This is a genomic window from Paenibacillus chartarius (assembly GCF_042432825.1).
In the GTDB taxonomy this organism is placed as follows: Bacteria; Bacillota; Bacilli; order Paenibacillales; family NBRC-103111; genus Gordoniibacillus; species Gordoniibacillus chartarius.
Window position 1 is genome coordinate 231,389 of the sequence record NZ_JBHLWN010000031.1, and the last position, 26,003, is coordinate 257,391.

The 26,003-nt window shown below is 56.4% G+C and carries 20 protein-coding genes; 3 read left to right on the forward strand and 17 right to left on the reverse strand.

Translation table 11 applies throughout. The annotated features are described in order from the left end of the window. The first annotated feature begins 12 nt into the window (after positions 1-12). Positions 13-1,248 carry an extracellular solute-binding protein gene (locus ACFFK0_RS09085; RefSeq protein WP_377469814.1) on the forward strand — a complete coding sequence of 412 codons (1,236 nt, stop codon included), beginning with the start codon at positions 13-15 and terminating at the stop codon, positions 1,246-1,248. 55 nt (positions 1,249-1,303) lie between these two features. Here ACFFK0_RS09085 and ACFFK0_RS09090 read toward each other — a convergent pair whose 3' ends face one another. After that, the gene (locus ACFFK0_RS09090) at positions 1,304-4,681 is read right to left on the reverse strand and encodes a family 14 glycosylhydrolase (RefSeq protein ID WP_377469815.1); all 3,378 of its coding nucleotides are present in this window, start codon (positions 4,679-4,681) and stop codon (positions 1,304-1,306) included. Between the two features lie 312 nt (positions 4,682-4,993). Between ACFFK0_RS09090 and ACFFK0_RS09095 the strand changes: the two genes are divergently transcribed. Then, the gene (locus ACFFK0_RS09095) at positions 4,994-6,031 is read left to right on the forward strand and encodes a LacI family DNA-binding transcriptional regulator (RefSeq protein WP_377469816.1); all 1,038 of its coding nucleotides are present in this window, start codon (positions 4,994-4,996) and stop codon (positions 6,029-6,031) included. A gap of 54 nt (positions 6,032-6,085) precedes the next feature. Here ACFFK0_RS09095 and hemL read toward each other — a convergent pair whose 3' ends face one another. Next, on the reverse strand, positions 6,086-7,390 hold the full coding sequence (gene hemL / locus ACFFK0_RS09100; RefSeq protein ID WP_377469817.1) for a glutamate-1-semialdehyde 2,1-aminomutase: 1,305 nt from the start codon (positions 7,388-7,390) through the stop codon (positions 6,086-6,088). Positions 7,391-7,460: 70 nt separating this feature from the next. Here hemL and ACFFK0_RS09105 point away from each other — a divergent pair, with 70 nt between their 5' ends. After that, complete coding sequence (locus tag ACFFK0_RS09105) at positions 7,461-8,123, forward strand: Crp/Fnr family transcriptional regulator (protein ID WP_377469818.1); 663 nt, start codon at positions 7,461-7,463, stop codon at positions 8,121-8,123. A gap of 18 nt (positions 8,124-8,141) precedes the next feature. Here the strand turns inward: ACFFK0_RS09105 and hemG are convergent, their stop codons facing one another. From hemG to lonB, 15 genes are all read right to left on the reverse strand, one after another. Further along, positions 8,142-9,647, reverse strand: a complete 1,506-nt coding sequence (gene hemG, locus ACFFK0_RS09110) for a protoporphyrinogen oxidase (protein WP_377469819.1) — start codon at positions 9,645-9,647, stop codon at positions 8,142-8,144. A 22-nt stretch (positions 9,648-9,669) separates the two neighbouring features. Next, complete coding sequence (hemH, locus tag ACFFK0_RS09115; protein WP_377469821.1) at positions 9,670-10,620, reverse strand: ferrochelatase; 951 nt, start codon at positions 10,618-10,620, stop codon at positions 9,670-9,672. Positions 10,621-10,623: 3 nt separating this feature from the next. After that, positions 10,624-11,706 carry a uroporphyrinogen decarboxylase gene (gene hemE / locus ACFFK0_RS09120; RefSeq protein ID WP_377469822.1) on the reverse strand — a complete coding sequence of 361 codons (1,083 nt, stop codon included), beginning with the start codon at positions 11,704-11,706 and terminating at the stop codon, positions 10,624-10,626. Positions 11,707-11,738: 32 nt separating this feature from the next. Continuing rightward, on the reverse strand, positions 11,739-12,737 hold the full coding sequence (gene hemB, locus ACFFK0_RS09125) for a porphobilinogen synthase (RefSeq protein WP_377469824.1): 999 nt from the start codon (positions 12,735-12,737) through the stop codon (positions 11,739-11,741). A gap of 103 nt (positions 12,738-12,840) precedes the next feature. Further along, entirely contained in the window at positions 12,841-14,382 is a 1,542-nt protein-coding gene (cobA, locus tag ACFFK0_RS09130; protein ID WP_377469825.1) for a uroporphyrinogen-III C-methyltransferase, read from the reverse strand. Positions 14,383-14,391: 9 nt separating this feature from the next. Beyond that, positions 14,392-15,345 carry a hydroxymethylbilane synthase gene (gene hemC / locus ACFFK0_RS09135; protein WP_377469826.1) on the reverse strand — a complete coding sequence of 318 codons (954 nt, stop codon included), beginning with the start codon at positions 15,343-15,345 and terminating at the stop codon, positions 14,392-14,394. A gap of 146 nt (positions 15,346-15,491) precedes the next feature. Further along, positions 15,492-16,169 (reverse strand): precorrin-2 dehydrogenase/sirohydrochlorin ferrochelatase family protein, encoded by a 678-nt coding sequence (locus tag ACFFK0_RS09140; RefSeq protein ID WP_377469954.1) that lies wholly within the window; start codon positions 16,167-16,169, stop codon positions 15,492-15,494. 5 nt (positions 16,170-16,174) lie between these two features. Continuing rightward, on the reverse strand, positions 16,175-17,008 hold the full coding sequence (locus ACFFK0_RS09145) for a cytochrome C assembly family protein (RefSeq protein ID WP_377469827.1): 834 nt from the start codon (positions 17,006-17,008) through the stop codon (positions 16,175-16,177). Positions 17,009-17,031: 23 nt separating this feature from the next. Further along, positions 17,032-18,453: a glutamyl-tRNA reductase gene (gene hemA / locus ACFFK0_RS09150; RefSeq protein WP_377469828.1), complete on the reverse strand. Its 1,422-nt coding sequence runs from the start codon at positions 18,451-18,453 to the stop codon at positions 17,032-17,034. A 124-nt stretch (positions 18,454-18,577) separates the two neighbouring features. Then, entirely contained in the window at positions 18,578-19,111 is a 534-nt protein-coding gene (locus ACFFK0_RS09155; RefSeq protein ID WP_377469829.1) for a hypothetical protein, read from the reverse strand. A 101-nt stretch (positions 19,112-19,212) separates the two neighbouring features. After that, the gene (gene speD / locus ACFFK0_RS09160; RefSeq protein WP_377469830.1) at positions 19,213-19,614 is read right to left on the reverse strand and encodes an adenosylmethionine decarboxylase; all 402 of its coding nucleotides are present in this window, start codon (positions 19,612-19,614) and stop codon (positions 19,213-19,215) included. Positions 19,615-20,115: 501 nt separating this feature from the next. Beyond that, positions 20,116-20,703: a non-ribosomal peptide synthetase module gene (locus ACFFK0_RS09165; protein ID WP_377469832.1), complete on the reverse strand. Its 588-nt coding sequence runs from the start codon at positions 20,701-20,703 to the stop codon at positions 20,116-20,118. A 192-nt stretch (positions 20,704-20,895) separates the two neighbouring features. Continuing rightward, positions 20,896-21,522 (reverse strand): ribosome biogenesis GTP-binding protein YihA/YsxC, encoded by a 627-nt coding sequence (yihA, locus tag ACFFK0_RS09170; protein ID WP_377469834.1) that lies wholly within the window; start codon positions 21,520-21,522, stop codon positions 20,896-20,898. Between the two features lie 26 nt (positions 21,523-21,548). Next, positions 21,549-23,894, reverse strand: coding sequence for an endopeptidase La (lon, locus tag ACFFK0_RS09175; protein ID WP_377469835.1), 2,346 nt, complete (start codon positions 23,892-23,894; stop codon positions 21,549-21,551). Between the two features lie 244 nt (positions 23,895-24,138). Beyond that, positions 24,139-25,854, reverse strand: a complete 1,716-nt coding sequence (gene lonB, locus ACFFK0_RS09180; RefSeq protein WP_377469837.1) for an ATP-dependent protease LonB — start codon at positions 25,852-25,854, stop codon at positions 24,139-24,141. Positions 25,855-26,003: the final 149 nt, after the last annotated feature.

The window sequence follows — 26,003 nt, forward strand, 5'->3', positions numbered from 1 at the left end:
AGGTGATTGCCTATGATGAAAAAGCTGCTTGCCGTCAGTTCCATCATCCTAACGACATTATTAACGTCTTGCACCGGCACCGACACATCCGAAGCAACCGTGACCTTAACGTTCTGGACTACAACTGCGGGCGAAGAAACGGCATTTTTCCAGCAAAGAATCAACGCCTTCCAGCTTCGGTATCCGAACATTAAAGTCATGATGTCGCAGCGGAATTTTCCGTTCGCAACGAACGAATTCAAAACGTCCATCCTTGGAGACCAGAACGTCGACGTGTTCCGCGCCGACAATTCATGGATTGCCGAGTATGCCGATTTGGGCATCGTCTATCCGCTGGATTCTCTTGCCTCGGAGGCGGAGTTGTCCGGATTTGTCCAAAGCGCTGTTCAAGCGACATCGTACGATGGACACGTCTACGGTTTTCCATCCGTCATTGAAGCGCCGGCGCTCCTCTATAACAAAAAAATGCTGCAGGAAGCGGGATTCTCCCACCCTCCGGCAACAATGGACGAGCTCCTGACGATTGCCAAGGCCGTAACGGGCCAAGGCAAATACGGCATATTCGTTACGGAGGATTCTTATTTTGCCCTGCCTTACTTATGGGCGTTTGGAGGCGGCACCGTCACCGACGACCGCGAGATCCGCATTGCGTCGAAGGAATCGCAGCAAGCTTTTGCTTTCATGCGCAGCTTAGTCACGGAAGGCGTTACTCAGCCTTATCCGAATTACGTCGATTGGTATGCGAAGATGTTGAATGATTTCAAGGACGGACATGTCGCCATGATCATCAACGGCCCTTGGGAGCTTCATAATATCCTTAAGGGTAAGGCATTCAGCGATCCGGCCAATATCGGCATTGCTCCGGTTCCGAAAGGGCCCGGCGGCCAAGGTTCCCCGATCGGCGGGCATTCCCTCGTCATCAATAAGTACAGCAGGCATCCGAAAGAAAGCTACGAGCTGATTCGCTTTCTGACGAGCTCCGAGACCCAAATTCTGCAGAGCGGCATATTCAAAACAATACCGACCCAATCCTCCGCTTACGAAGACGCGCAGCTCGCATCCGACTCCTTGATCCAAGGGTTTAAAGCGCAGCTGGAAGTCGCAAAGCCTCTGCCGAAAATTCCGGAAGCGTCCAAGCTGTTTCGCGACTTTACGCCCCAAGTGAACGGAATCCTCACAGGCCGCGATACGATTCCCGACGCGGTTCATCTTCTTGAGACGGCCTGGCAGGCCTTATTGCATAAGTGATAATGGAAAGAGCTGAACATGAAGGCCATGTTCAGCTCTTTCCGTTTGAAGCGTATCAGTTGATGAAGTGAAGCGATTGCAGCATTCTTTCCAGCATTACGGCGCCTTCTGCACGCGTTGCTTGCTGATCCGGACGAAGCTGGCCTTTGTCGTCTCCGTCTAAAATACCCAGCTTTACAGCGGCCGAAATAAACGGCAGCGCCCACGGCGAGATGTGCTCCGTATCGCTAAAAGTCAGGTTCACGTTTCCGGCATCCGTTGTTTTCCCTGCAAATTGCAATGCCCGGGTTACGATCGCGGCAATCTGTTCGCGCGTCACATGATCGTTTGGCTTAAACGTATCGCCATAGCCTTCGATCAGACCGGCCGAAACCGCAATGCCTACATCGGTATAGTACCAGTCTTTCTCCGTCACATCCGTAAAGCCGGAAGCTCCCTTGCGATCCGACAGCCCCAATGCTCTAACCATCATGCTGGTGAATTGAGCCCGCGTCATGTTCGCTTGCGGCTCGAATGTCGTATCCGTCATTCCGTTCACGAGCAGATGCGAGGCCATCTTGGCGATATTCGCTTCCGCCCAGAAGCCCTTCGTGTCCGCGAACGACTTGCTTCCCGTTACAAGCGCATACGTGCTGTTGCTCGTACGGTTGATGACGGCTGCATATTCGCCGGAGTCCTCCTTGGCAAAATACGTCGGCACCGGAATGATACTGCCGTCCGCATTGACCTTAACTGCTGTGGTCGTCGTGCTGTCGACCATTTTCCCCGCTTGTAAGGAACGCGGCACGTAAACATTGTGAAAATCTTGAACTTCCCGCTTGCCGCCAGCCGCATCAACTTGCTCCACGGTGAAGGTGACAGGGGTACCGATCACCTGAAGCTTATTCGCAGCTGCCGACTGCTGGAGCTGCTGCGCCGTTGAACCCGGCGCCTGAGCAACGGTCAGGGAAATCATGCCGTCCGTCAGCTTCCCGATAGCGCGCAGAGGCAGCGTATAGTTGCCGAACTGTGTCGTGACTACGATGACCGCCTCAGTGCCCCCCTTCGTCTCAACGGCTTTGAGAACGGCAGCCGGCAATGAGATCGTGAGCGCATTCACGCCATCGGTCCGCGGGATGGATAAGACGAACGCTTTCACATCCGATTTGGCATCGTTAATCGCAGCAACGGTTTTGTCGCTCTCCAGCGTAACCTGTGCGGCCGAGTTCGATGTCTTTACTTCCATCGTACCTGTAATTTCCACCGCGGGAGTATCCTTCGGCAAAACCGCCGGCTTCGTTGCAGGCTTGTTATTGGTAATGTTCGTCGGGGCGCCGTTGTTGGCTCCGGACGAATTGCCGCTAGGCGGTGTATTACCGTTTGACGGTGTATCGTCGCCAGGTGACGAATCTCCTCCAGGAGTTGACGGCAGTTGAAGCTCCAAGACGATGTTATATAAATATGTACTGCCGTTTACATCCTGGGTCGTTTGCGAATTTGCATGGACCGATATCCCTACGGAGTTAGCGCCATTGACAGCGTGCAGGTAATAAGTTCCGGCCGGCACTGCAAAATAATACCGCACCTTGGACGTATCGTTGTCGGGGCTAATTACGCCTTTGGTCGAGGTCTGCTCGCCAAAAACAGCGGATTCGATTACATTCCCGTCCTTATCCGTCAATGTAACCGTCGTTCCCGCTTGCGCAGCGCCGTTCAGTACAACATCGCCGGTAATGTAATGCGTGTAGCCGCTCACGGGTCCCGTCGTTTGCCAGTCGGATTTAAACATCGCCGCTGCGCCCGGAACATGAGGCACGGTCCAGCTATGGTCGCTTCCCTGCTCCCACTCCACATTGCCGGAGCTGTCTTTCTTGATCGCTTTGAAGTTGTACGATTCCGTTGCTTTCAAGTCCAGCGTCACTTTCCAGTAACCGCCGCCTGCATATTGCCCTTGAATCGCATTGGAAGGATTCCAGTTGCCGATAGCGGCATTGTTGCCCACAATGTATACATTCCGGCTGTCCGGATCGGGATTCCGGTCATAGACGACGAACGTAACCGATTGTGTGGGCTTTTCCGGAAGCTGCCCCGTCTGAATAACGGAGATGAACGAAGCAAGCAGCGGGGTAGCCGTGCCGTTCGCTCTGACCACATCTTGCAGCCTCAACAGGGTAAAAATATCGAATGGGTGCTTGCTCAACACGTCATAAATCGGCTTATAGGCTTCAGCATTACCGATCGACAGTGCGTTTTCCCCTTCCAGCGCTACCCCTTTAGCCTTGGCCAGCCCGGCTACCAGATCGACAAGATCCTGCGGTTTGCTGAAGTTTGGCGCCAAGCCGCCGCCGTTCGCTTCATTGGTCATTTCCAGACAGGTAAAAGTAAGATCCACATCGTTTTCCTTGAACTTGTCGATCAGAGTGGAATAATCGTATAGGCCTGTCGCGTGCTCCGCGGAATGCGGCGCGTCCGGGTTGCTGAACTGCCAGTGGATCCCCGGAATTTTTGCGCTCAACCGTACGCCGAACGCAGCATCCAGCTGCTGGTGAGCTTTCGTTACGATGCTTGCGAAATGCTTCGTCAATACTTCCTGGTACCAGGTAAGGAAATCGACGCCATAGGCTCGCTCGTAGTCGCCGCTCGTATAGAACACATCCCCTTTAGGAGGTTGAATCTCTGCAAAGCTGCCATACGTGGAACCCCATACGGTATTCAGAACGTCGATGCTCGTATATTTCGACTGCATGCTGGCCTGGAAATCGGCTACTGCAGCGGTTGAATACGCCTGGAACAATCCTCTCTTCGGATATTGCCACGGCTCATTCGCATCGTTGAAATTATAGCTTGGGTATCGGAGCTCGCCGGCAGGCCCCAATCCGATATGAATTTTCTCGATGGACGATTTATATTTCGACATGTTCGCTGCAAACGATTGGAACGCTGCGCTATACCAAGTCTCCGCGGTCTTGAACCAAGGAGCGATGTATTGATTGTCCATGTAACCGGATTCCGATTTGAATTTCATTTCCTCGGCGGTTCCTTCATTCCACACCCAGCTCGGGATCGGATAATCGCACGTATCGCCTACGTTGCCGCCGCACTGGTGGAAGGAAAAGATCGGTGCAATCTTTAAGCCTGCATGTTCAATGTGGGAAAATAATGTGTCATAGTAGGACCAATCATACTGCCCTTTTGCAGGCTCAAAATGATGCCACCACATATCGACTTCAACGCCGTAAACGCCGCTGTTTTTCAAGGTGGCCAATTGTTTGTCGAAATCGTCGAAGTTCGTGACATCTTCCAGATTCAGCATAACGACGATCTTCGTGTCGGTGCCGGTGCTCGCTTGGGCGGCCGTCGGCGTTAAAGCGCTTCCAATAAGCAAAATCAAGGTCAGCAGCAGTGCTAATGCAGCTTTATAAGCTTTCCATAATCTGTTGTTCTGAAGTGCCAAGTAACTCATCTCCTTTGGGTGGTAACATGAATGAACACAATGCTCGGACTCTTTTCAGTGCAAAGTTTTTGTGCAATCGTTTGCGCAAATGCAAATAAAGAGCCGATGCCAATCTTGCTCTAACGCTGACCCCACCTCCGTCTGCCTCAGATTCATAGAGCTGCACATCGGTAAACCGCTTACATTACTAAAGAAAATAATGGGTGATATGAGCCCCAGCCAGTTAGGAAATTTCCCCCTCCTCTCCCGTGATTATATGACACATTATTTTCCCAGTCAACAGCTTCTCTGCATAGAATAAGCGAGGTGGACATGCTATTATTTGAAGTAGTTGATTTTGATGAAGGTCGTGATGACAGCTTGAGAATCACAATAAAAGATATTGCCCAAATGGCAAATGTATCTGTTTCCACTGTGTCTAGAGTGGTCAATAACAGTAAACCCGTGAATGAAGACGTACGCCGAAGAGTAATGGAGGTACTGAAGAAAACCAATTATCCTCCGAGAATCGTTGCGAATCAAGAAACCGCCCGCTCCCTGATAGGCGTCATTGCTCCCAAGAATAGCAGCACCGTTCTGGATGACTTTATTACCGGTATTCAGACGATCAGCAGCGTGTTCGGTTATGAAACGATCATTACGCTGTCGGACGGCACCGAAGATACGGAGCTTCAATGTTTGCGCCTGCATGCGGATATGGGAACGCAGGGCGTGATTTTCATAGGCAATCAGTTCGGGAAGCATCACTTGAATATCCTGGAATCCGCTAGCATCGCTTGCACCTTAGTCGGTCAAATCTCGGAAATGCCCTCGGTTCCTTCGGTACATGTCGATAACGTGTCCGCGGCTTATGAAGCCGTAACCTGCTTGATTCACAAGGGGCATCGGGATATTGCCATGATTCGCGCCGGAGGCGATATGCCTGTCGGCGGTCATCGGTATCGGGGCTATCGTCAAGCGCTGCAGGATGCGGGAATTTCGCTGCGCGAGGAGTGGATTGTCGAGAGTGAAATCTCCATTGAAGGCGGCCGGATTGCGATGCAAGCGATTGCGGAGACAGGCTCTTTACCTTCCGCGGTCTTCTGTTCTACGGACGGTATGGCCATTGGGGCTATGAATTATTTGCTTGATAACGGATATCGAATTCCCGAAGACGTCTCCGTGCTTGGCTTTGACGGAAGCTTCATGTCCACCCTAGTCCGGCCGCAGCTATCCACAGTCGAATATTCCGCCGTCGAAATCGGCATGACTTCCACGCGCAATTTGATTCGGAAGTTGAAGGGCGCGGCTGACGTCCCTCAGCATTCCAATGTGACTTATCATTTGGTGCTCCGCGGCAGCACCAAATAAGGCGGGACAAGATACCTTGTCACCGCCTTTTCGTTATGCCGATGCTTCGATTGTCTACAGCCTTTTTAACGCCTCACGATGGGCATCGATCGTCGCCTCGATGTCTTCATCGGAATGTGCGGTAGAAACAAACATGCCTTCGAATTGCGACGGCGCAACCGATACGCCCAAATCGAGCAAATGCTTGAAATAGGCGTTAAACTTGGCTTGGTCGGACGTTTTGGCCGTAGCGTAGTCGACGACTTGCTTGTCCGTGAAGAAAGGACAAATCATCGAGCCGACCCGGTTAATCGTCGCAGGTACGCCGATTTCCGCCGCATTGGCGGCAAAGCCCGCTTCCAGCCGCGCCGATTTGCGCTCCAGCTCCTCGTATACCCCCGGCTCTCCGAGCAGCTTCAACGTCGTATAGCCTGCGGCCATCGCCAGCGGATTGCCCGACAGCGTACCGGCCTGATAGATCGGCCCGCTCGGCGCCATCATCTCCATAATGTCGCGGCGGCCGCCATAGGCGCCGACAGGCAAGCCCCCGCCGATCACCTTGCCGAGGCACGTCAAGTCCGGCGTAATGCCGTACAAGCCTTGCGCGCAGTTCAGGTGCACCCGGAACCCGGTCATCACCTCATCGAAAATCAGCAGCGCGCCATGCTCCTGCGTCAAGCGGCGCAGCCCTTCCAGGAAGCCCGGCTGAGGCGGAACGACGCCCATATTGCCGGCTACCGGCTCCACAATAACCGCCGCAATGTCCTCGCCGAACGAAGAGAACGCAACCCCGACAGCCTCCAAATCGTTGTACGGCACCGTGATCGTGTTCACCGCAATACTTTCCGGAACGCCGGGGCTGTCAGGAAGGCCCAGTGTGGCTACACCGGAGCCGGCTTTGATCAGCAGCGCGTCGGCATGACCGTGATAGCTGCCCTCGAACTTGACGATTTTGTTGCGCTTCGTATAGCCGCGCGCCAGTCTGAGCGCACTCATTGTCGCTTCCGTACCGGAGTTTACCATGCGCACCATCTCGACCGACGGAACCCGTTCGATGACGAGCTTCGCCATCTCGGTCTCCAGCAGCGTCGGAGCACCGAAGCTTGTCCCCTTAGCCGCCGTTTCCGCAATTGACTTCAGCACTTCCGGGTGCGCATGACCGACGATCAACGGGCCCCAAGACCCAATATAGTCGATATATGTGTTACCGTCGATGTCCCGAACGCGCGAGCCTTCCCCGCTTTCCATGAACAGCGGCGTTAACCCGACGGATTTAAAAGCCCGTACGGGGCTGTTAACCCCTCCCGGGATCAGTTCTTTGGCCGCAGCGAAAGCGATTCTGGACCTCTCTTCCATTCTTTGTCCATCATGAATCGACATAAATTCACACACCTCCTACGAAAGTTATGGTAAAATATGATCAGATCATTCTGAAAAAGAGAGGCCTTATATGATAGAATTTCTAACCATGGTTCCCCTGTTCAAAATGCTGAACAACGATCATTTGAAAGCCGTTGCGAACATTTGCCATATGAAGACGATCGCGCCGGGCACAGTGTTGTTCCGCGAGAAGGAGCCCGGCAATACCTTCTACATTGTGTACAGCGGCGCCGTGAAAGTATATACGACCGGAGCGAATGGAGACGAGAAAATTTTGTCCGTATTCAAGGAAGGCGATTCCTTCGGCGAGCTCAGCCTGCTTGACGGCAAGCCCCGCTCCGCTTCGGCCCAAACCCTCGAAACCTCCGTACTCATTACGCTCGTCGGCCGCGACTTCCTGGCGCTTCTGAAGGATCAGTTCGACATTACCCTCGGCATCATGCAGGAGCTGTGCAACCGGCTTCGCGACACGAACCAGCAAGTGCACGACTTGACGTTCCTCGACGCCAACTCCCGCGTGCTGAAGAGCCTGATCAAGCTGGCCAACAAGCACGGGAAGCGGGAAGGCAACGTCATTATCGTCAAAATGGTGCTTAACTACGATGAAATCTCGCAGATGGCAGGTGTACAGAAGCCGGTCCTGATGCAGGTTATGCGCCATCTGCAGGAACGCGGAATTTTGAATATGGCGTTCGGCGATATGCGTCTTGACGTAAGCAAACTGCGCTCCTAAAGCAAGCGAGCGCGCCTGTCACGCGGACGGAGCCGCCGCACGGGAGACCGCATGGGCGACGAGCCGCCTTGCGGTCTCTTTGGCTTGCCCGACACAGTCCGGCAACCCGACGCCGCGGAACGCCGCCCCTGTCGCATAGACGCCGGGCAAATACGTGTCCAGCTGCCGCTCCAGCTCGGCGATCGCTTCCAAATGTCCTACCGGATACTGCGGCATCGAGCGCAGCAGTCGGGTAACCTCCGTGAACTCCGGCACCGCCGTTATTCCCAGTATGTTCTGCAAATCCGCCCGCACCCGCATGACGAGCTCCTCGTCGGACAGCGTCCGCCACCCTTCTTCCCCGGAGCGGCCTACGTAGCAGCGCAGCACGACGCTGTCTTCCGGCGCCGTATGCAGCCATTTGATCGATGTCCACGTGCAGGCGGTGATCGTCGTGCCTTCGGTACGCGGAATGACGAATCCGGTGCCGTCCATCTGAAATTTGATTTCCTTCGCCTTGAAACCGAGAATAATATTGGCGACCGAAATATACGCCATATCGCGCAGATGAGCCGCCGCAGGCAAGCCGCTAAGCAGCTCCGCCGTCGCGTAGCCGGGAGTCGTTAGAATAACGCTGTCGTACGTCTCGGTGACCGGAGCCGCTCCGCGAACGGACACGCGAACCTCGTAGCCGCCGTCGTCTTCAGTCTTGTGCAGCGATTCCACCATCGCTGCCGTTCTCAGCTCAACGCCGGCTTGGCGGAGCTCGTCCGTAAGGGCGGCCACCAGCGTTTGCAGGCCGCGCTTATACGTATAAAACACCGTCCCCTTGCCGGCATTGGGAAGCTGCTTGCCCGGCGCAGGGGCCGGCGTGCTCTTGCCCGCAATCATGCCGAGAATCAGGCTGCGGTGCTTCTTCTCAATCTCGTGAAACTGCGGGAACGTTGCACGGAGACTGAGGGCGTGGGTATCCCCGGCGTAAATCCCGGCAAGCAGCGGCTCGGCAATGCGATCCAGCACTTCCCGGCCGAGACGCCGCTCCAGGAAGTCCCCCAGCGATTCGTCTTCGTTCGAGCTGCGGCGCGGGAGCATCAGATCGAGAGCGGCCCGCGCTTTACCCGCCGGCGATATGAGCCCCGTCTTGATGAACGGCTTCACCTCGGTCGGAATGCCGAGAACAAGTCCTTGCGGTAGCCGGTGCAGCCGGCCGCGGCGCAAAATATACGTCTTCTTCGCGTTCGGATTCGTACCGGTCAGCTCTCCTTCCAGGCCGAGCTCCTTCGTCAAATCGATAATCGGCTGCTTGCGCGCCAGGAACGAATCCGGCCCTTTCTCGATAACGAAACGGTCCCGGTACATCGTATGAATCTTGCCGCCGAGCTTGTCGCTCCCTTCCGTCAGGACGATCCGGCAGTTCAAGCCGAGCTTGTCCGCTTCTTTCCGGACGTAATGAGCAGCACTAAGTCCCGTGATGCCTCCGCCTACGATCAGAACGCGGTGCTCCCCCGAATTCGCGCCGCTCTGTCCGCGATGCTCCTCATGCATAACCGCTTGCTCCCCTCTTATGCTACACCCAGCCGCTCGATCGGGCCTGCCGGTGAACGACGTCGCTCAGCGTCTCCATATACAGCGGATCGGTATTGAGCGATTCCGTTCGCTCCAGCCGCATCCCCAGCTCCGCCGCCAGCGACTTGCACTCGATATCGATGTCATACAGGACCTCCAGGTGATCGGAAACGAAACCGATCGGGCACATCAGTACGGAGGTGACATTCTCCTCGTTGCGGATCGTGCGCAGCACGTCCAAAATATCCGGCCCCAGCCAAGGCGTAGCGGTTTGACCCGCGCTTTGCCATGCGAACTGCCAGTTCGTCACGCCGGCTTTGTCGGCTACGGCCTTCGCCGTTTCGAGCAGCTGCTGCTGATACGGATCGCCGAGCTCGAGAATTTTCTCCGGAAGGCTATGCGCGCTGAAAATAACCCGGATGTCGCCGCGCGCCGTACCGCCCGGGAATGCCGCCAGCGACGCCTCGACGCGCTCGCTGAGCGCCTGCAGCAGCTTCGGGTGCAGATGGTACTCGTTCACGAACGTCATGGCGATGCCGAGCTTATCGGCCGTCTCCTTCGCGCGCTTCGTATACGCGCCTACGCTCATCGTGGAGTAATGAGGCGCGAGTACGACGCCGACCGCCTCGCGAATGCCGTCCTTGGCCATTTGCTCGACGCCGTCTTCAATGTACGGGCGGGCATGCTTCAGCCCTTGGTAGCAGACGTAGTCGACGTCCGCATGCTCCCGCTTGAGCGTCTCCTGCAGCCCTTCGACCTGCTTGTCGGTGTTCCGGCGAAGCGGGAAGAAGCCGCCGACAATCGCTTCGTAGCGCGCCTTCAGCTCTTCAAGCTGCTCCGGCGTCGGCGGTCGTCCGTGGCGAATGTGCGTGTAATATTCTTCGATCTGGTCAAGGCTCTCGGGCGTCCCGTAGGACAGCACCAGAACGCCGATTTTTTTACGTTCCTTCATCGATCAGCTTACCCCGCTTTCCGAAACAGCCGGTGCGTTGCCTTGGGCGGACAGCACCTCGCGCGAATACTCATGAACGAACGCGGTCAGCTCCTTCAGCTTGTCGAGAGAGGCTTCGGGGAACAGGCCGTGTCCGAGATTGAAAATATAACCGGGCTCGCGGCAGCCTTCGTCAATAATCTGCTTCGCCTTCGCCTGAATGACCGGCATCGGCGCGGTGAGCAAGTACGGATCCATGTTGCCCTGCACGGCAAATCCCGGTCCGACCCGGCGGCGTCCCTCGGCGATCGGCACCCGCCAATCGAGGCCGATCACGTCGGCCTGAAGCTCCCGCAAATACGGCAGCAGCTCGCCCGAGGCGACGCCCGGGAAATAAATTTTCGGCTGCGGCAAGTCGGACAGCTCGGCGAAGATGCGCTGAATGACCGGGTAGACGAACTGCTTGAAGTCGTCCGGTGACAGCGCCCCGACCCAGGAATCGAACAGCTGAATCGCCTTCGCTCCGTTCGCCATCTGTGCCTTCAAGTATGTAATGACCATATCGCCGAGCTTGTTCATGAGCGAATGCCACAGCTGCGGCTCGGCATACATCATTTCCTTCGTGCGGATATAGCTTTTCGATGGGCGGCCCTCGATCAAGTACGAAGCGATCGTAAACGGAGCGCCGGCGAACGTAATGAGCGGAACGTCCAGCTCGCGGTCCAGAATACGGATCGTCTCCATAATGTGCGACAAATCCTTGTCAACGTCGATCGGACGCAGCTTTTCAATATCGGCCGCGGTACGGATCGGATTGGCGATGACCGGGCCGACGTTCTTCACGATGTCGAAGTCGACGCCTATGGACGCAACGGGGTTCATAATATCCGAGTACAGAATCGCCGCATCGACGCCGAGCTTCTTCACCGGCATCATCGTCACTTCCGCAGCGAGCTCGGGCTTCAGACAAATCTCAAGCAGCGAATGCGTTTCTTTGATTTTACGGTAATCCGGGTCGTAGCGTCCCGCTTGCCGCATATACCAGACCGGCAGCGTTTCGACCGGCTGCTTGCGCGCGGCGCGCAGGAATGTATCGTTATAGGGCATGAAAGCACCTTCCTTTATGCAGGGTAACCTTCTTACCCTTGTTCTTTAAGCCAGCGGGCTGCGTCTTTGGCATGATAGGTCAAAATAATGTCCGCTCCGGCCCGTTTCATCCCGGTCAGCGTCTCCATCACGATCGCCTGTTCGTTGATCCAGCCGTTCAGAGCCGCTGCCTTCGTCATCGAATACTCCGCACTGACGTTATAAGCAACAAGCGGCAGGTCGAAATTCTCACGCAGCGTGCGCAGTACGTCCAAATAGGCGAGCGCCGGCTTCACCATCAGGAAATCGGCTCCTTCGACGACGTCCGATTCGGCTTCGCGCAGCGCTTCGCGAATGTTTGCCGGATCCATCTGGTACGTCTTGCGGTCGCCGAATTGCGGCGTGGAATGAGCGGCGTCGCGGAACGGACCGTAGAAGCTCGAAGCGTACTTGACCGAATAAGCCATGATCGGCGTATGCTGCAGGCCGTTCTCGTCCAGTGCCTCGCGGATCGCGTGCACGTATCCGTCCATCATGTTCGACGGAGCGATAATGTCGGCCCCGGCTTTCGCCTGCGACACCGCCGTACGCGCCAGCAGCTCCAGCGACTCGTCGTTGTCGATCTCGGCATGGCCGGTAACCGGATGATGCTTGACGACGCCGCAGTGGCCGGTGTCGGTAAATTGGCACAAGCACGTATCGGCGATAATCAGCAGGCCGGGATACCAAGACTTGATGAGCCGGGTCGCCTGCTGGACGATGCCGTTCTCGTCGTAGGCGGACGAGCCGCAGGCGTCCTTCGTCTCCGGCACGCCGAACAGCAGAATCCCCGGAATGCCCAACTGAACGACCTCGTCGATCTCTTGGCGCAGCAGATCGAGCGAGAAATGGTAAACGCCAGGCATCGACGGAATTTCTTCTTTCACGCCAGTGCCGTGCGTTACGAAGATCGGGTAAATCAAATCTTGTACAGCGAGCCTTGTCTCTTTGACAAGGCTGCGAAGTGCGGCGGAGCCGCGGAGCCGGCGGTGCCGGACGGTCGGGAACGTCATTTGAAGGTCCTCCGTATTCGGTATTCGGTATTCGGTATTCGGTATTCGGTATTCGATTCGGTTTGTGTCAATCTCTATCATTGTCTGTTCCGGTCGATCCCGGCTACAGGTGATTCGTATTCGAAACCAGGCTTTGCAGCAAGCTTTCAATGGTCGCCTGCTCCGCCACATGGGTTACGGTCAGCCCCGCCTTGAGCGCCGTCTGCGCCGTCACCGGCCCGATGCAGGCGATGTCGATGCCGCGAAGCAGCGCCAGCGGCTCGCTCTCGCCGAGCATTTCCAGAGCGCGAAGCAGGTTCGTCACCGTGGAAGAGCTCGTAAACGTGATTGCGTTAATCGCCCGCTGCCGCAGCAGCTCCAGCGCTTCTTCGCCGCCTTCCAGGGAGATGACGTTCTCGTAGACGTCAACCTCTTCCACGTTCAGCCCCATGGCTTTCAAGGCTTTCGGCAGCGTCTCCTTGGCGATATCGGCGGCGGGAAGCAGAACGCGCTGCCCGGCCTGAACGAGCGGCTCCAAGGCGGCCGCAAGAGCGTCCGCCTGGAACTGCAGCGGGAGCGGTTCGGTCATAATGCCGCGCTGGCGCAGCGCTTCGGCTGTCTTCGGCCCGACCGCGCCGACGCGGACGCCGGCAAGCTGACGAACGTCCACCGACAAATCGATGAGCCGCCGGAAAAAATAATCGACCCCGTTCACACTCGTGAACAGCACCCAATCGTAATCGGACAATCTGTGAAGCGCATCGTCCAACGCCATAAGCGCCTCGGGACGTGTCGGCTCACGCAGCCGGATGACCGGGAACTGCACCGGCTCGCCGCCCAGCTCATCGATCCTGTCGACGAGCTCGCTTGCCTGACTGCGCGCTCTCGTCACCAGAATGCGCCTTCCGAACAGCGGCTTCTTCTCGAACCAGGCCAGCTTGTCGCGCAGCTTTACGACTTCGCCGACGATAATGACGGCCGGCGACTCGAAGCCAGTCGCTTTGACCTTCTCGGCAATCGTCGCGAGTGTGCCTGTCAGCGTGCGCTGTTCCATCCACGTTCCCCAGCGGATCAGGGCGACCGGAAGCTCGGGCGGCTTGCCGTAAGACAGCAGCTCCGAGCAAATGTGCTCGATATTGGCGACGCCCATCAAGAATACGAGCGTTCCGCTCGCTTTGGCGATGTTCTCCCAATCGACGGCGGAATACGTTTTGTTCGGGTATTCGTGTCCGGTCACGATCGTAAACGAGGAAGTGAAGTCACGGTGCGTAACCGGAATTCCGGCATAAGCCGGCGCCGCGATAGCGGACGTCACGCCCGGAATAATCTCGAACGGCACCCCGTGCGCCGTAAGCTCTTCCGCTTCTTCGCCGACCCGGCCGAAGATGCTCGGATCGCCGCCCTTCAAGCGGGCGACGGTATGTCCCTCCAGCGCCAGCTCCGCCAGCAGCCGGTTAATGTCTTCCTGCTTCATCATATGCTTGTCTTTCGTCTTGCCAACGTAAACCAGCTTGGCGCCTTCACGCCGATGCAGGAGCAGCCGCGGTGTGGCCAGCCGGTCGTACACGATCACATCGGCTTTCTTGATCGCTTCCAGCCCGCGCACCGTAATCAGCTTCGGATCTCCCGGTCCGGCGCCGATTAAGTACACTTTGCCCTTGTTCATTTCCCCATCTCACACCCTTACCGCAGCTAAAATGCGATCAGCCCCGCGCTCCTTAAGAACGGCGGCGATCTGTCGTCCCAGTTGCTCCGGATCGGTTCCGGTGCTCGTTTCCTTCAGCAGGGTTTGCCCGTCCGGCGTACCGACAAAGCCGGTCATCGTCAAGAGCGGCGCGCCCTCCGCGCCGCTTTCCCCCGGCCGGGCGACGGCGTACGCACCGATCGGCACCTGGCAGCCGCCGTTCAGGCTGCCGAGGAAGCTGCGCTCCGCCCGCACGGCGAGCGCCGTCGGTTCATGCTGGAAGCTGCGCAGCAGCTCCAGCAGCGGGGCGTCGTCCGCCCGGCATTCGATGGCGAGCGCGCCCTGGCCGACGGCCGGGACGCACGTTTCGGGCGGAAGCAGCGCCGTGATGCGATCTTCCCAGCCCATCCGCCGCAAACCGGCGGCCGCGAGCAGGATCGCATCGTAGCCCTCCGATTCGAGCTTGCGCAGCCTCGAATCGATGTTGCCGCGGATCGTGTCGATCCGCAAGTCCGGCCGCGCGTGCTGCAGCTGGCTCGCCCGGCGCAGCGAGCTCGTGCCGACGCGGGCGCCGCGCGGCAGCTCCTCCAGCGTGCCGGCTTTGCGCGAGATCAGCGCGTCGCGCGGATCTTCCCGCTCCGGCACGGCTCCGATCGTCAGCCCTTCCGGCAGCTCAAAGGGCATATCCTTCATGCTGTGCACGGCGATATCGATCTCCCCGCCGAGCATGCCCTCCTCGAGCTCTTTCGTAAACAGCCCTTTGCCGCCGACCTTCGACAGCGTGACGTCGAGAATTTGGTCGCCGCGCGTGACGATTTTCTTCAGCTCAAAGTCCACTTCCATGCCTAGCCTTGCGCTCAGCTCGCGCAGCCTGTCGACTACCCAGCCGGTCTGCGTCAGGGCCAAAGCGCTTTGTCTTGTCCCGACTACAATAGTACGTTTCATAGTGCCTCCAGTGAGTGAACTCGTCCGGCAAGCCGGACATCGGGGAATCGGATGCAGACCCACTCCTTGGGTCTCTCTACCCGATATTTGTTATCGGATCGAACGGTGTCGTAACTTCTTGGATCATGGTATGTATTATAAAGAAACTAAACCTGAGAAGCCAATCGCCATACCGTATCCGGTACAGGCTCCCTTCTCAAGGCTTCCAGCCATGCTTCCTGCCAGCCGCTTGCAGGCAGTCTGCCGGTGCGCAGCAGCTCAGGTCCGTTCATTTCGTCCAGAAGCCTGTGCAGCAATTGCCGCAGCTCCGTCCCTTCGACTCGCTGCCGCAGCATCAGCCGCACTTCGGCCAGCCAATCCAGCCATACCTCATACTCGTCTCCATACGCCTCTTCAAGCTCGCGGCGCACACGTCTGGCTGTAGAAGGACTCGCCCCCATCGTGGACACCGACAGCATAAGCTTGCCGCGGCGCAGCACCGACGTCAGCATCAGCGTTCCGGCATCGGCATCGTCGGCTACATTGACGAGAACGCCCCGGCTTTGCGCCTCGGCTGCCACCTGACCGTTGACCCCCCCGTCGTTCGTCGCTGCAAACGCCAGAGTCGCACCGGACAAATCCCCTTCGGCATAATCCCGGGTCACCCAATGAATGACGCCCTGCTCCGCCAGCTCCTCAAGCTTCCCCGTTACCGTAGGGCTGATCAGCGTGACAAACGCATCCGCCTCCAGCAGTCCGAGCACTTTCCGCTCCGCAACCGCGCCGCCGCCGATCACGACACAGAGCGCACCGTCGAGCCGCAGCATTACCGGCAGCCATCCCATTCGATTCACCCCATCCAAATCCAGTCATGGAAATCCGACAGCAGATTCGACACAATCAAATTCATGACGACAATCGCAAAAGCGGCCAAATTCCAGGCGGCCAGCTTCGTAACCTCCAGCCGCAGCGTCCGGCGCTGAAAAATGTAAAATACGTACGCGGCCATGACAAACAGCGTATTCACCACTTTCGGATCGTAAAACAGCCTCGGGTCCCCTTCCAAGGCAATCCAGACGATGCCGAGCGCCAATGCCAGCAGCAGCAAAGGAGCGCCGACAATGACGGAGATGAAGGCGTACTGGTCAAGCTTCTCCAGGCTGGGCAGCCGCTTCATCGCCGGCGACCAGCGCTTTGACTTGAGCTGCCGGTGCAGAAACAAATACATCCCCGACAAGACAGCACCGATCGTAAAGGCGGCGTAGCTGCCGATGGCCAGCGTGATGTGCACGAACAGCAGCTCGTCGTTAATATTCCAGCTCTGCAGCGTCGGCGAGACGTTCTCGCTGCTGAAGAAGTTCAGTGCGAGTACGGCGAACCCGAATACGTTAACGAAAAATACGAGCAGCTCGATCCGGTACACCCTGGACAGCAAGAGCGAAATGGTCACTAGCAGCCAAGAAAATAGAAACAGCGTCTCCGAGCCGGAAAATACCCAGGACGCCCGGTGAGAAATCATATTGCCCGCCAAATACACGGTTTGAAGCAGCCATACAAAAGAAAGCAGCCCCGTTCCGATTCTCTTCAAGCTCCGATTCGAATTCGCCAGATCGGAGAAAATAAAGAGAAGGCTCAGGGCATATACGTATAATATAGCGTCGATCAGCCATCCTTTGGTAATCATCGCTTGCCTCCCGACACGGCGCGTTACGACTGGTTGAAAGCCTGGACAGGTGCGAAGCCGAACACAGGGGCGCCATCCTCTGCAGGGGAAGCTCCGCTTGCCGATTCAAGGCGCTCCGCTTGATCGGGCTGTTCCTTCCGCCGCGGCGCCTGCTTCTCCGCGGCTTTCTGATCGGCGAGCAGCTCTTCCAGCGCGAAAATCTTCGTAAACACGTCCAGCGCTTCATCGCCATGACGATCAGCCGCCATTTCTTTAATCCGCACGATCGGATCGCGCAGCATCTGATTCACGATGCTCTTGGTCAGCTTGCGGATTACCTTAAGCTCCCTTTCGTCAAGATCCGGAAGCTTCTTTTCCAGACTGTCCATCGTCTCCTCATGAATGAGGCTTGCTTTCGCTTGCAGCGCCTGAATGACCGGAGCAACGCCAAGCGTCTTCGTCCACTGCTCGAACACAAGCAGCTCGGTTTCAATCATCTTCTCGATCTTGACCGCTTCCTTGCGCCGCTCCGCCAAATGATTGTCAACGATCGCTTCCAAATCATCGATATCATACAGGAATACGTTGGACAGCTCGCCGAGACGAGGATCGAGATCGCGCGGCACCGCAATGTCCATCATGAACAACGGCCGCGATTTGCGCTTCTGCAGTACGGGAGCAAGCTGCTCCTTCGTTACGACATAATCGGTGGCCCCTGTAGAGGAGATGACGATATCGGCTTCGACCAGGCGGTCCTGCAGCTCCTCCATTCGACATGGAACGCCGTCAAATTTGCCGGCCAGCTCCTTCGCCTTCTCGAACGTACGGTTTAGCACCAGCACCTTGCTCGCCCCGTTTGCGTACAAGTGCTTGACCGTCAGCTCGCTCATTTTACCGGCGCCGAGAATCGCCACCGTCTTTCCATGATACGAGCCGAAGATGCGCTTGCCCAGCTCGACGGCCGCATACGAAACCGACACCGGATTATCCGCGATGCCTGTCTCGGAGTGGGCTTTCTTCGCGAGCGTGACGGCCTGCTTGAACAGGTTATTGAACATCGTGCCTGTCGTCTTCTGCTGCTGGGCCAGCAGGAACGCGTCGCGCACTTGACCGAGAATTTGCGTCTCGCCGATCACCATCGAATCGAGTCCGCATGTGACCCGAAACAAGTGCTCCACGGCCTGTTGATCTTCATACGTATATAAATGCTTGGCGAAATCCTGCTTCGGAATGCCAAACCATTGTTCCAGGAACGCCGGGATATAGTGCCCGCACAAATGAGCCCGATCCGTCACAACATAAAGCTCCGTTCGGTTGCAAGTGGCCACGATCACACTCTCGAGGATGCTCTTTATGTTATTTAGCTCTGCGAGTGCGCGAGGCAAATCTTGCTGCTCGATGGCGAATCTCTCGCGAATCTCGACTGGCGCAGTGCGATAGTTCAGACCAACCACGACAAAATGCATACGGTACCACCTGCCTTTCTTTAGAGTTATTATAACATAGCGAATACGATTTTCCGACAAACATTTTGAAAATATTATGAATAACCTACTGCCTATCGTTTCCAAGATGATGACTTTCCATCCATCACTTCAGGCTTTCCTTCTTCAACAGCTTCAACAGCTTGTCGTCCGCCTCGGCAAGAGCCCGGCTCTGCGAGGAAACAACCTCTCCGCGCGAAGAAAGCAGCTGATCGTAAGCCGATTCCAGCTCATCATAAACGTCGGCCGCTTTCTGCAGCAGCTGGACTTCCTCGGCCTTGACCGGTCTTGCCCCGCTCAATTGCAGCCGGAGCATCAGCTGTGAGAGCTCCTTCAAGCTGTTCAGCGGAGGCATTCGATCTTCCCCAACGGCTGTCGCGAGACGCTCATGCGTGAACGATGCGGTATACACCGCTTGCTTCAGCGGCTCCAGCTCGGCGGCTTGTTTAGCTCCGACAGACTGCTTCAAGGTGCTGCCCAGCAGCTCTATCTGGAGCTCCGCCACCTCGTACAGCTGGATCACGGCATTTCCGCTTCGATGTTGCCCGATGCGCAGAGCGCCCACGGTCTGTACCGTCGACCACAGCACCGCCGCCGCAATCGCTCCAGCCCAAGCAATCCTCTTCAGCTTGATATTCACAGACGTTCCTCCCCCGACTTGTCTCACACTCACCATTGTATGGCGGTCGGGGGAAACAAATAACCACAGCGGAAGCTGTGGTTACGAGGCACATTCGATATTTATTTCACCAGCTGCGGCAGCTGGATGCTAGGCGTTTCAACTTGCAATTCGCCTACGCCGCGAACAAGCTTCTTCGCATATACACGCTCCGGCTTCAATACCGAGATCATGTAGTCGATGGCGAGTTGCGGATCCACAGTTTCGCCGCAAGTGTAGCAATCGAGAGCGGCAAAGCCCTTTTCAGGATACGTATGAATCGAGAGATGACTTTCCGACAGCAGTACAAGTACGGTAGCGCCTTGAGGTTCGAATTGCTTCGACTGGACAGATAATACGGTTGCTCCGCATGCTTCGGCGGCTTCGACCATCTGCGATTGCAGCCATTCGGCGTTCGTCAGACGTTCAAAGTCAGCCCCCCAAGTATCAACAGCAACATGTCTTCCGAAAGTAGAGTATTCCACGTTTCGGTTCCCCCTTCCTAGGAATAAAATCAATACACATTTCATCCGCTAGGACCTACGTCATTCACTTCCCGAGGGAATAATCTCTCGCAACATATTCATGTCCTGAGTGAATCCTGGTTCCTATATTGTTTTCAACGAAGATAAAAATAACATCTCTCGAACAGAATTGCAATACTTTTTTTTGGACTGCTAACCACAATACCTACGATATGCGATAAACCCAGTCGTGGTGCGGCTTCCGGGCCTTTCCCGGGGGCCTAATTCGCAGCTGAATTTTTATGCATGATGATGAGTTTTCTACCCATTCTGCCAGCACACGCCCCCGGGTGTTTTTTCTGCCGCTGCGCCCTCCCGCCGGCCCGTCTTCCATTGAACCTAGCAGTGGCCGTACGAGACTTCTATCAAACGCAAAAGACCTCATTTCCCGCAGTGGAAAATGAGGTCCCTTGTTTCTATTGTGTGCATTCCAATGCTATACGAACGCTGTTCTGACAGCTTTTACGCTTCCAGAGCGAACAGCCGCCGGGTTAGCTGCTGCAAACGCTCATCGATATGAGCGTTCAGGTTCATCCCTTTCAGCTCGTTGCGAAGATCCAGAAGTCCGTTAATCTGCTTGTAGATGCTTTCGATCTCCTGCTCCACTTCTCGCTTATGGAACAGCTGCTCCAGCATGCCTAGCGTATCTTTATATTCGTAAATGACGTTTTCGCTGCCGTTCTTCACTTCGACGATTCGACGTACAGTGCCTTCCTCATACTGATATACCATCGTGTAGCCGCTGTAAATGCGCTTGACGATGGCGCTGCCGCGGAAGGTAGAGACGGCTTTGCGCATGGCGTTCACAATTTTATGATTCGTAATGATGCAGCTTCCCATACACACATAAAGGTCTGACACTCTTTCGAACGGAAGCACGATTTCCTGGCCTCCGTCGTCCTGCAGCACGACTTCCTGATTTCCATTCTCAAGTACTTTGGTCTGGAGAGTTGCTTGCTCGCTGATAAACATCGATACGAACTGATGAAACTCTTCTTCCGTTAACTGTAGGCAGGTTTTGACGTATTCAGTCGCTAACCTTTGTGCCATAAAAACACCCTCGATTCTCTCGATTCCAAGCCGTGTGCTTTCTTGTGCGTCTTTCCTTTATCATTATACTACACAAGAGCTTAATAATCATGCACGCTAGCCATGGAAATCAGCCGAAAACCGGAAAAAAACACACTTAGGCCGGAGAAGCCCAAGATGGGCGTATGAAATGCCCCGTTTTCCTCGCGAATCCTATGGTGTGTTCATTAAATTTTCATCCAAATTCGGGTCCTTGTAGCCGATTGCGCTTTCGATCAAGCTCCACAGCTCCTCCTTGCCCATTCCCGTCTCGCTGGAAAACAAGACGAAGGGGGCGTCCTTCGGCATCCCCAGTGTTTCCTTCACGATCTTGACATTCTTCTGCCATTGGCTCTTCGGCAGCTTGTCCGCCTTCGTTGCTACGACCACAAGCGGAAGCTCGAAATGGCGCACCCACTCGTACATGAGCACATCGTCCTTTGTCGGCTCGTGACGGGCATCAATAAGCAGCAGCAGCAGCTTCAGCGGCTCGCGCCCCGTCAAATATTCCTCGATGAACTGCCCCCATTTGCGGCGCTGCTCCTGAGACACTTTGGCATAGCCGTAGCCCGGCAGGTCGACAAAGTATAAGTCGTCGTTAATGCGGTAATAGTTGAGCGTTTGCGTTTTCCCCGGCTGGGAGGACGTACGGGCCAGATTACGGCGGTTGATCATTTTGTTGATCAGGGACGATTTCCCGACATTAGAACGCCCTGCCAGAGCGACCTCCGGCAGAGCGTCTTGCGGGTACTGGCTCGGTCCGACCGCAGAGATAATGAATTCGGAACGGTTGACCTTCATAACAACACCACAATTTCTAATAAAATTTAGCTTCCGACCGGGGCCGGCTCCGCCTTCACGAGCGCATGCTCCAGCACCTCATCCATATGGGAGACGGGAACGAACGTCATATCGGTGCGGATCGTCTCCGGAATTTCCTGCAAATCCTTCTCGTTGTCTTTGGGCAGCAGCACTTTCCGGATGCCGGCGCGATGGGCCGCCAGCGATTTCTCCTTGAGACCGCCGATCGGCAGCACGCGGCCGCGCAGCGTAATTTCGCCGGTCATGGCCACCGTCCGGTTCACGGGCACGTTGGAGAGCGCGGAGATGAGCGCCGTCGCCATCGTAATGCCGGCGGACGGACCGTCCTTCGGAATGGCACCTTCCGGAATATGAATGTGAATATCGAACTTCTCGTGGAAATCGGACGGAATCCCGAGCTCCTGCGCCCGCGACCGGGTGTAGGAGAACGCAGCCTGAGCCGATTCCTTCATGACATCGCCAAGCTTGCCGGTCAGCGTCAGCTTGCCTGTGCCCGGCATGACCGTAACCTCGATGACCAGCGTGTCGCCGCCGACCTCCGTCCACGCCAGGCCCGTCACGGCGCCGACTTGATCGCTTTCTTCAGCCAGGCTGAAGCGGAATTTCGCCGGACCCAAATAGTCCTTCACTTTATCCGTATTCACATGAATCGTCCGGTCCGGGAACTCCACGATCTCCTTGGCGGATTTACGGCAAATGCCGGCCACCTGCTGCTCGAGATTGCGAACGCCCGCCTCGCGCGTATACTCGCGAATGATTTTCAGGATGGCATCATCGTCGACGGTCAGCTGCTCTTCCTGAAGACCGTGATCGCGACGCTGCTTGGGAAGCAAATATTTTCGGGCGATTTGCTGCTTCTCAATCTCGGTGTAGCCCGGAATGTACAGCACTTCCATCCGGTCAAGCAGCGGCCGCGGAATGTTGTGCAGCGCATTGGCCGTTGTGACGAACATGACGTTGGACAGATCGAAGGGAACCTCGATAAAATGATCGCTAAAAGTGCTGTTTTGCTCCGGATCCAGCACCTCAAGCAGTGCGGAAGCCGGGTCACCGCGGAAATCCATGGCCATCTTGTCGATTTCGTCGAGCAGAAACACCGGGTTGTTCGTTCCGGCATTTTTGAGGCCCTGCATGATTCGGCCCGGCATCGCGCCTACATAGGTGCGGCGGTGGCCGCGAATTTCCGCTTCATCCCGCACGCCGCCGAGCGAGATGCGCACGAACTGGCGGTTTAAGGAACGGGCGATGGAGCGCGCAATCGACGTCTTCCCTACGCCCGGAGGCCCGAAGAGACATAAGATCGGCCCCTTCATCTTCTGCACGAGCTTCTGCACCGCGAGATATTCGAGCACGCGTTCCTTCGGCTTCTCCAAGCCGTAGTGATCCTCGTTCAGAATCTCTTCGGCTTTGCGGATATCGAGGTCGTCCTCCGTCTTCTTCGCCCACGGCAGGCTGAGCAGCCAGTCGATGTAGTTGCGGATGACAGTGCCCTCGGCGGACGTCGCCGGCATCTTCTCCAACCGGTCGATCTCCTTCTCGATCTTCTCCCGCACTTTGTCCGGCACGCCCGAATCGGCCAGCTGGCTCCGAAGCTCCTCGACTTCCCCGGCACGCCCTTCCTTCTCGCCAAGCTCCTTCTGGATCGCCTTCATCTGCTCGCGGAGATAGTACTCCTTCTGGGTCTTCTCCATTTGCTTCTTGACGCGCTGCGAAATTTTCCGCTCCAGCTCCAGCACTTCGCGCTCGTTGTTGAGAATGCTGAGCAGCTTCTCCAGCCGGGCGCGGACGTCGACGGTTTCAAGCACTTCTTGTTTGTCCTTGATCTTGAGCGAAAGATGGGAACAGATCACATCGGCAAGCCGTCCGGGCTCGTCGATGTCCGATACCGCGGCCAGCGTCTCCGGGGTCACTTTCTTGGACAAATTGATATAATGTTCGAATTGGGTCAGGACCGTGCGCATGAGCGCATCGATTTCCGGGTCGTTATCCTGGGCTTCGGGCAGCTCTTTGGCCTGCACTTCATAATATTCCTCGGTATCGAGAAATTCGGTAATTTCCGCACGGATGATTCCTTCGACGAGGACGCGGATGGTCCCGTTCGGCAGCTTGAGCATTTGCCGTACCTTGGAGATGGTGCCGACCCGATATATGTCTTCTTGGGATGGCTCTTCGATATTGACTTCGGACTGGGAGCACAGCAGAATCATGCTGTCGTCCACCATCGCCCGCTCGAGGGCACGCACGGACTTTTCGCGGCCGACGTCCAGATGCAGCACCATGCTGGGATACACAAGCAAGCCCCTGAGCGGGAGCAGCGGCAGGCGCCGCACTTTCGTTTTGTTCGGTCCCATGTTGCACCTCCGGAGTGGAAAGTTGTCTTTGGCGCGTCTTTGCTGCGGATTGGAGAATGTCGCTGCGGCTTCGTTAAAGTCACGTTTCTCGAACAAATCTCTTCAGCTGAAACGCGACTTTATAAGGCGCTCGCATCCCATTTTCCATCCTAAGCAACGCCGCGGCAGACAACTTGGTTAGTTAGCGATATACCTTCATCCCATTGTAGCAAATGAGATTTTAAAACACCAATTCGACGCGCTCTTACAATTGTGCTTCATTCGACGCGTTTGCATGCAGGAACGGTACGTCGCGCGGTACGATCAGCTCGAACGGCTTGCTCGGTGCCGCGGCGGCCCGCTGCAGCTCCAGGCCAAGTGCGGTATGGAGCACTTCCTCGATCGTCTCGACGGCGATCACTTGAACGCCCTGCAGATCGGCGAAAATTTCCTGCCAGTTTTCCTTCGGTACGAGTACACGGGTCGCTCCTGCCTGGAATGCCGCCTCGACCTTGGCGACAACCCCGCCGACCGGCTTGACCCGGCCGTGAATGGATATTTCGCCGGTCATCGCCAGCTTGTTGTCGACCGGCACATTGTAAATGGCCGAAGCGATCGCCGTCGCCATGGAAACGCCGGCGGAAGGCCCGTCGATCGGAACGCCGCCCGGGAAGTTGATATGCAGGTCGTACTCACCCGTGTTCAGTCCAAGATTCCGCAGTACCGTCAGCACGTTTTCGACCGAGCCCCGGGCCATGCTCTTGCGCCGCAGCGTGCGCTGGCCGCCGCCCATCTCTTCTTCGTCCACAACACCGGTAATCGTAAATTTGCCGGTTCCCGCAGCGGGGGCGGGATTGGCCGTCACTTCAATTTCCAGCAGCGTACCAAGGTTCGGCCCGTAGACGGCCAGACCGTTGACAAAGCCGACCTGCGGCTCGGCGGGCACCTTCTTCTCGGGGCGAGGCGGAATTTGCGACGAATTGACGACCCATTCGATATCGGCCGCCGTCACTTCTTCCCGCTTGTCCGTCAAGGCAATCCCTGCCGCCAGCTGGATGACGTTCACCGCTTCGCGTCCGTTTGTAGCGTAACGCTTCACGACCTCGACCGCCTGCGCATTGACCGGGAAACCGATTTTGCGAAGCGCATTCTCGGCAATCTCGCCGATCTCTTGCGGCAGCAGCGGACGGAAAAAAATTTCCAGACAGCGCGAGCGGATCGCCGGCGGAATTTCCGAAGGGGTGCGCGTCGTCGCTCCGACGAGTCGGAAGTCGGCAGGCAGCCCGTTCTGGAAAATGTCGTGTATGTAATTCGGAATATTCGTATCCTCCGAATTATAATATGCGCTTTCGAGGAAAACTTTGCGGTCCTCCAGTACTTTCAGCAGTTTGTTCATTTGGATCGGATGCAGCTCGCCGATTTCGTCGATGAACAAAATACCGCCGTGCGCCTTCGTTACGGCACCGGGCTTCGGCTGCGGAATGCCGGCGACGCCCATCGCCCCTGCGCCCTGATAAATCGGATCGTGCACGGAGCCGATCAGCGGGTCGGCAATGCCTCTTTCGTCGAAACGGGCAGTCGTGGCGTCAATTTCCGTAAACTTCGAATCGAACCGGAACGGAGAGTCCGGATTCTTCTTCGCTTCCTCGAGGACGACGCGCGCAGCCGCCGTCTTGCCGACCCCCGGAGGACCGTAAATGAGCACGTGCTGCGGATTCGGGCCGCACAGCGCAGCCTTAAGCGCCTTTAAGCCTTCCTTTTGCCCGACGATATCCTGCAGCGAAGCCGGTCTCGTCTTCTCCGCAAGCGGCTTCGTCAGCGACACGGAACGCAGCTTGCGCAGCTTCTCCAGCTCTTTCTTGGATTCCCGGTCGACGGCGGTCCGGTTCGTCTGTTGATTGCGAAGCAAATTCCAGAAGTACAGACCGATTACTACAGCGAAAAATACTTGCACTAGCATTAAAATCACACTCAAACTCATGAGCGAACTTCCTCCTTGTCCAGCGGAACGTACCTGTATGGTTTTCTTCTAGTATTTCCTTGGAAAGTTCCGGCTAACCCGAACCGCGCAACAAACTTTGGCAGGGCCATGCATGATAACCGGAAGGAAGCAGACGCTATTAGGCAAAA

Bases quoted from the DNA above. Each gene is read 5' to 3' on its own strand.
- cobA (WP_377469825.1), bottom strand. From the start codon at position 14,382: ATGAACAAGGGCAAAGTGTACTTAATCGGCGCCGGACCGGGAGATCCG.
- ACFFK0_RS09095 (WP_377469816.1), top strand. From the start codon at position 4,994: ATGCTATTATTTGAAGTAGTTGATTTTGATGAAGGTCGTGATGACAGC.
- lonB (WP_377469837.1), bottom strand. From the start codon at position 25,854: ATGAGTTTGAGTGTGATTTTAATGCTAGTGCAAGTATTTTTCGCTGTA.
- hemH (WP_377469821.1), bottom strand. From the start codon at position 10,620: ATGAAGGAACGTAAAAAAATCGGCGTTCTGGTGCTGTCCTACGGGACG.
- hemC (WP_377469826.1), bottom strand. From the start codon at position 15,345: ATGAAACGTACTATTGTAGTCGGGACAAGACAAAGCGCTTTGGCCCTG.
- ACFFK0_RS09165 (WP_377469832.1), bottom strand. From the start codon at position 20,703: ATGGCACAAAGGTTAGCGACTGAATACGTCAAAACCTGCCTACAGTTA.
- lon (WP_377469835.1), bottom strand. From the start codon at position 23,894: ATGGGACCGAACAAAACGAAAGTGCGGCGCCTGCCGCTGCTCCCGCTC.
- hemB (WP_377469824.1), bottom strand. From the start codon at position 12,737: ATGACGTTCCCGACCGTCCGGCACCGCCGGCTCCGCGGCTCCGCCGCA.
- hemL (WP_377469817.1), bottom strand. From the start codon at position 7,390: ATGTCGATTCATGATGGACAAAGAATGGAAGAGAGGTCCAGAATCGCT.
- ACFFK0_RS09145 (WP_377469827.1), bottom strand. From the start codon at position 17,008: ATGATTACCAAAGGATGGCTGATCGACGCTATATTATACGTATATGCC.
- ACFFK0_RS09105 (WP_377469818.1), top strand. From the start codon at position 7,461: ATGATAGAATTTCTAACCATGGTTCCCCTGTTCAAAATGCTGAACAAC.
- hemE (WP_377469822.1), bottom strand. From the start codon at position 11,706: ATGCCCTATAACGATACATTCCTGCGCGCCGCGCGCAAGCAGCCGGTC.
- ACFFK0_RS09140 (WP_377469954.1), bottom strand. From the start codon at position 16,169: ATGGGATGGCTGCCGGTAATGCTGCGGCTCGACGGTGCGCTCTGTGTC.
- ACFFK0_RS09085 (WP_377469814.1), top strand. From the start codon at position 13: ATGATGAAAAAGCTGCTTGCCGTCAGTTCCATCATCCTAACGACATTA.
- yihA (WP_377469834.1), bottom strand. From the start codon at position 21,522: ATGAAGGTCAACCGTTCCGAATTCATTATCTCTGCGGTCGGACCGAGC.
- hemG (WP_377469819.1), bottom strand. From the start codon at position 9,647: ATGCATGAGGAGCATCGCGGACAGAGCGGCGCGAATTCGGGGGAGCAC.
- hemA (WP_377469828.1), bottom strand. From the start codon at position 18,453: ATGCATTTTGTCGTGGTTGGTCTGAACTATCGCACTGCGCCAGTCGAG.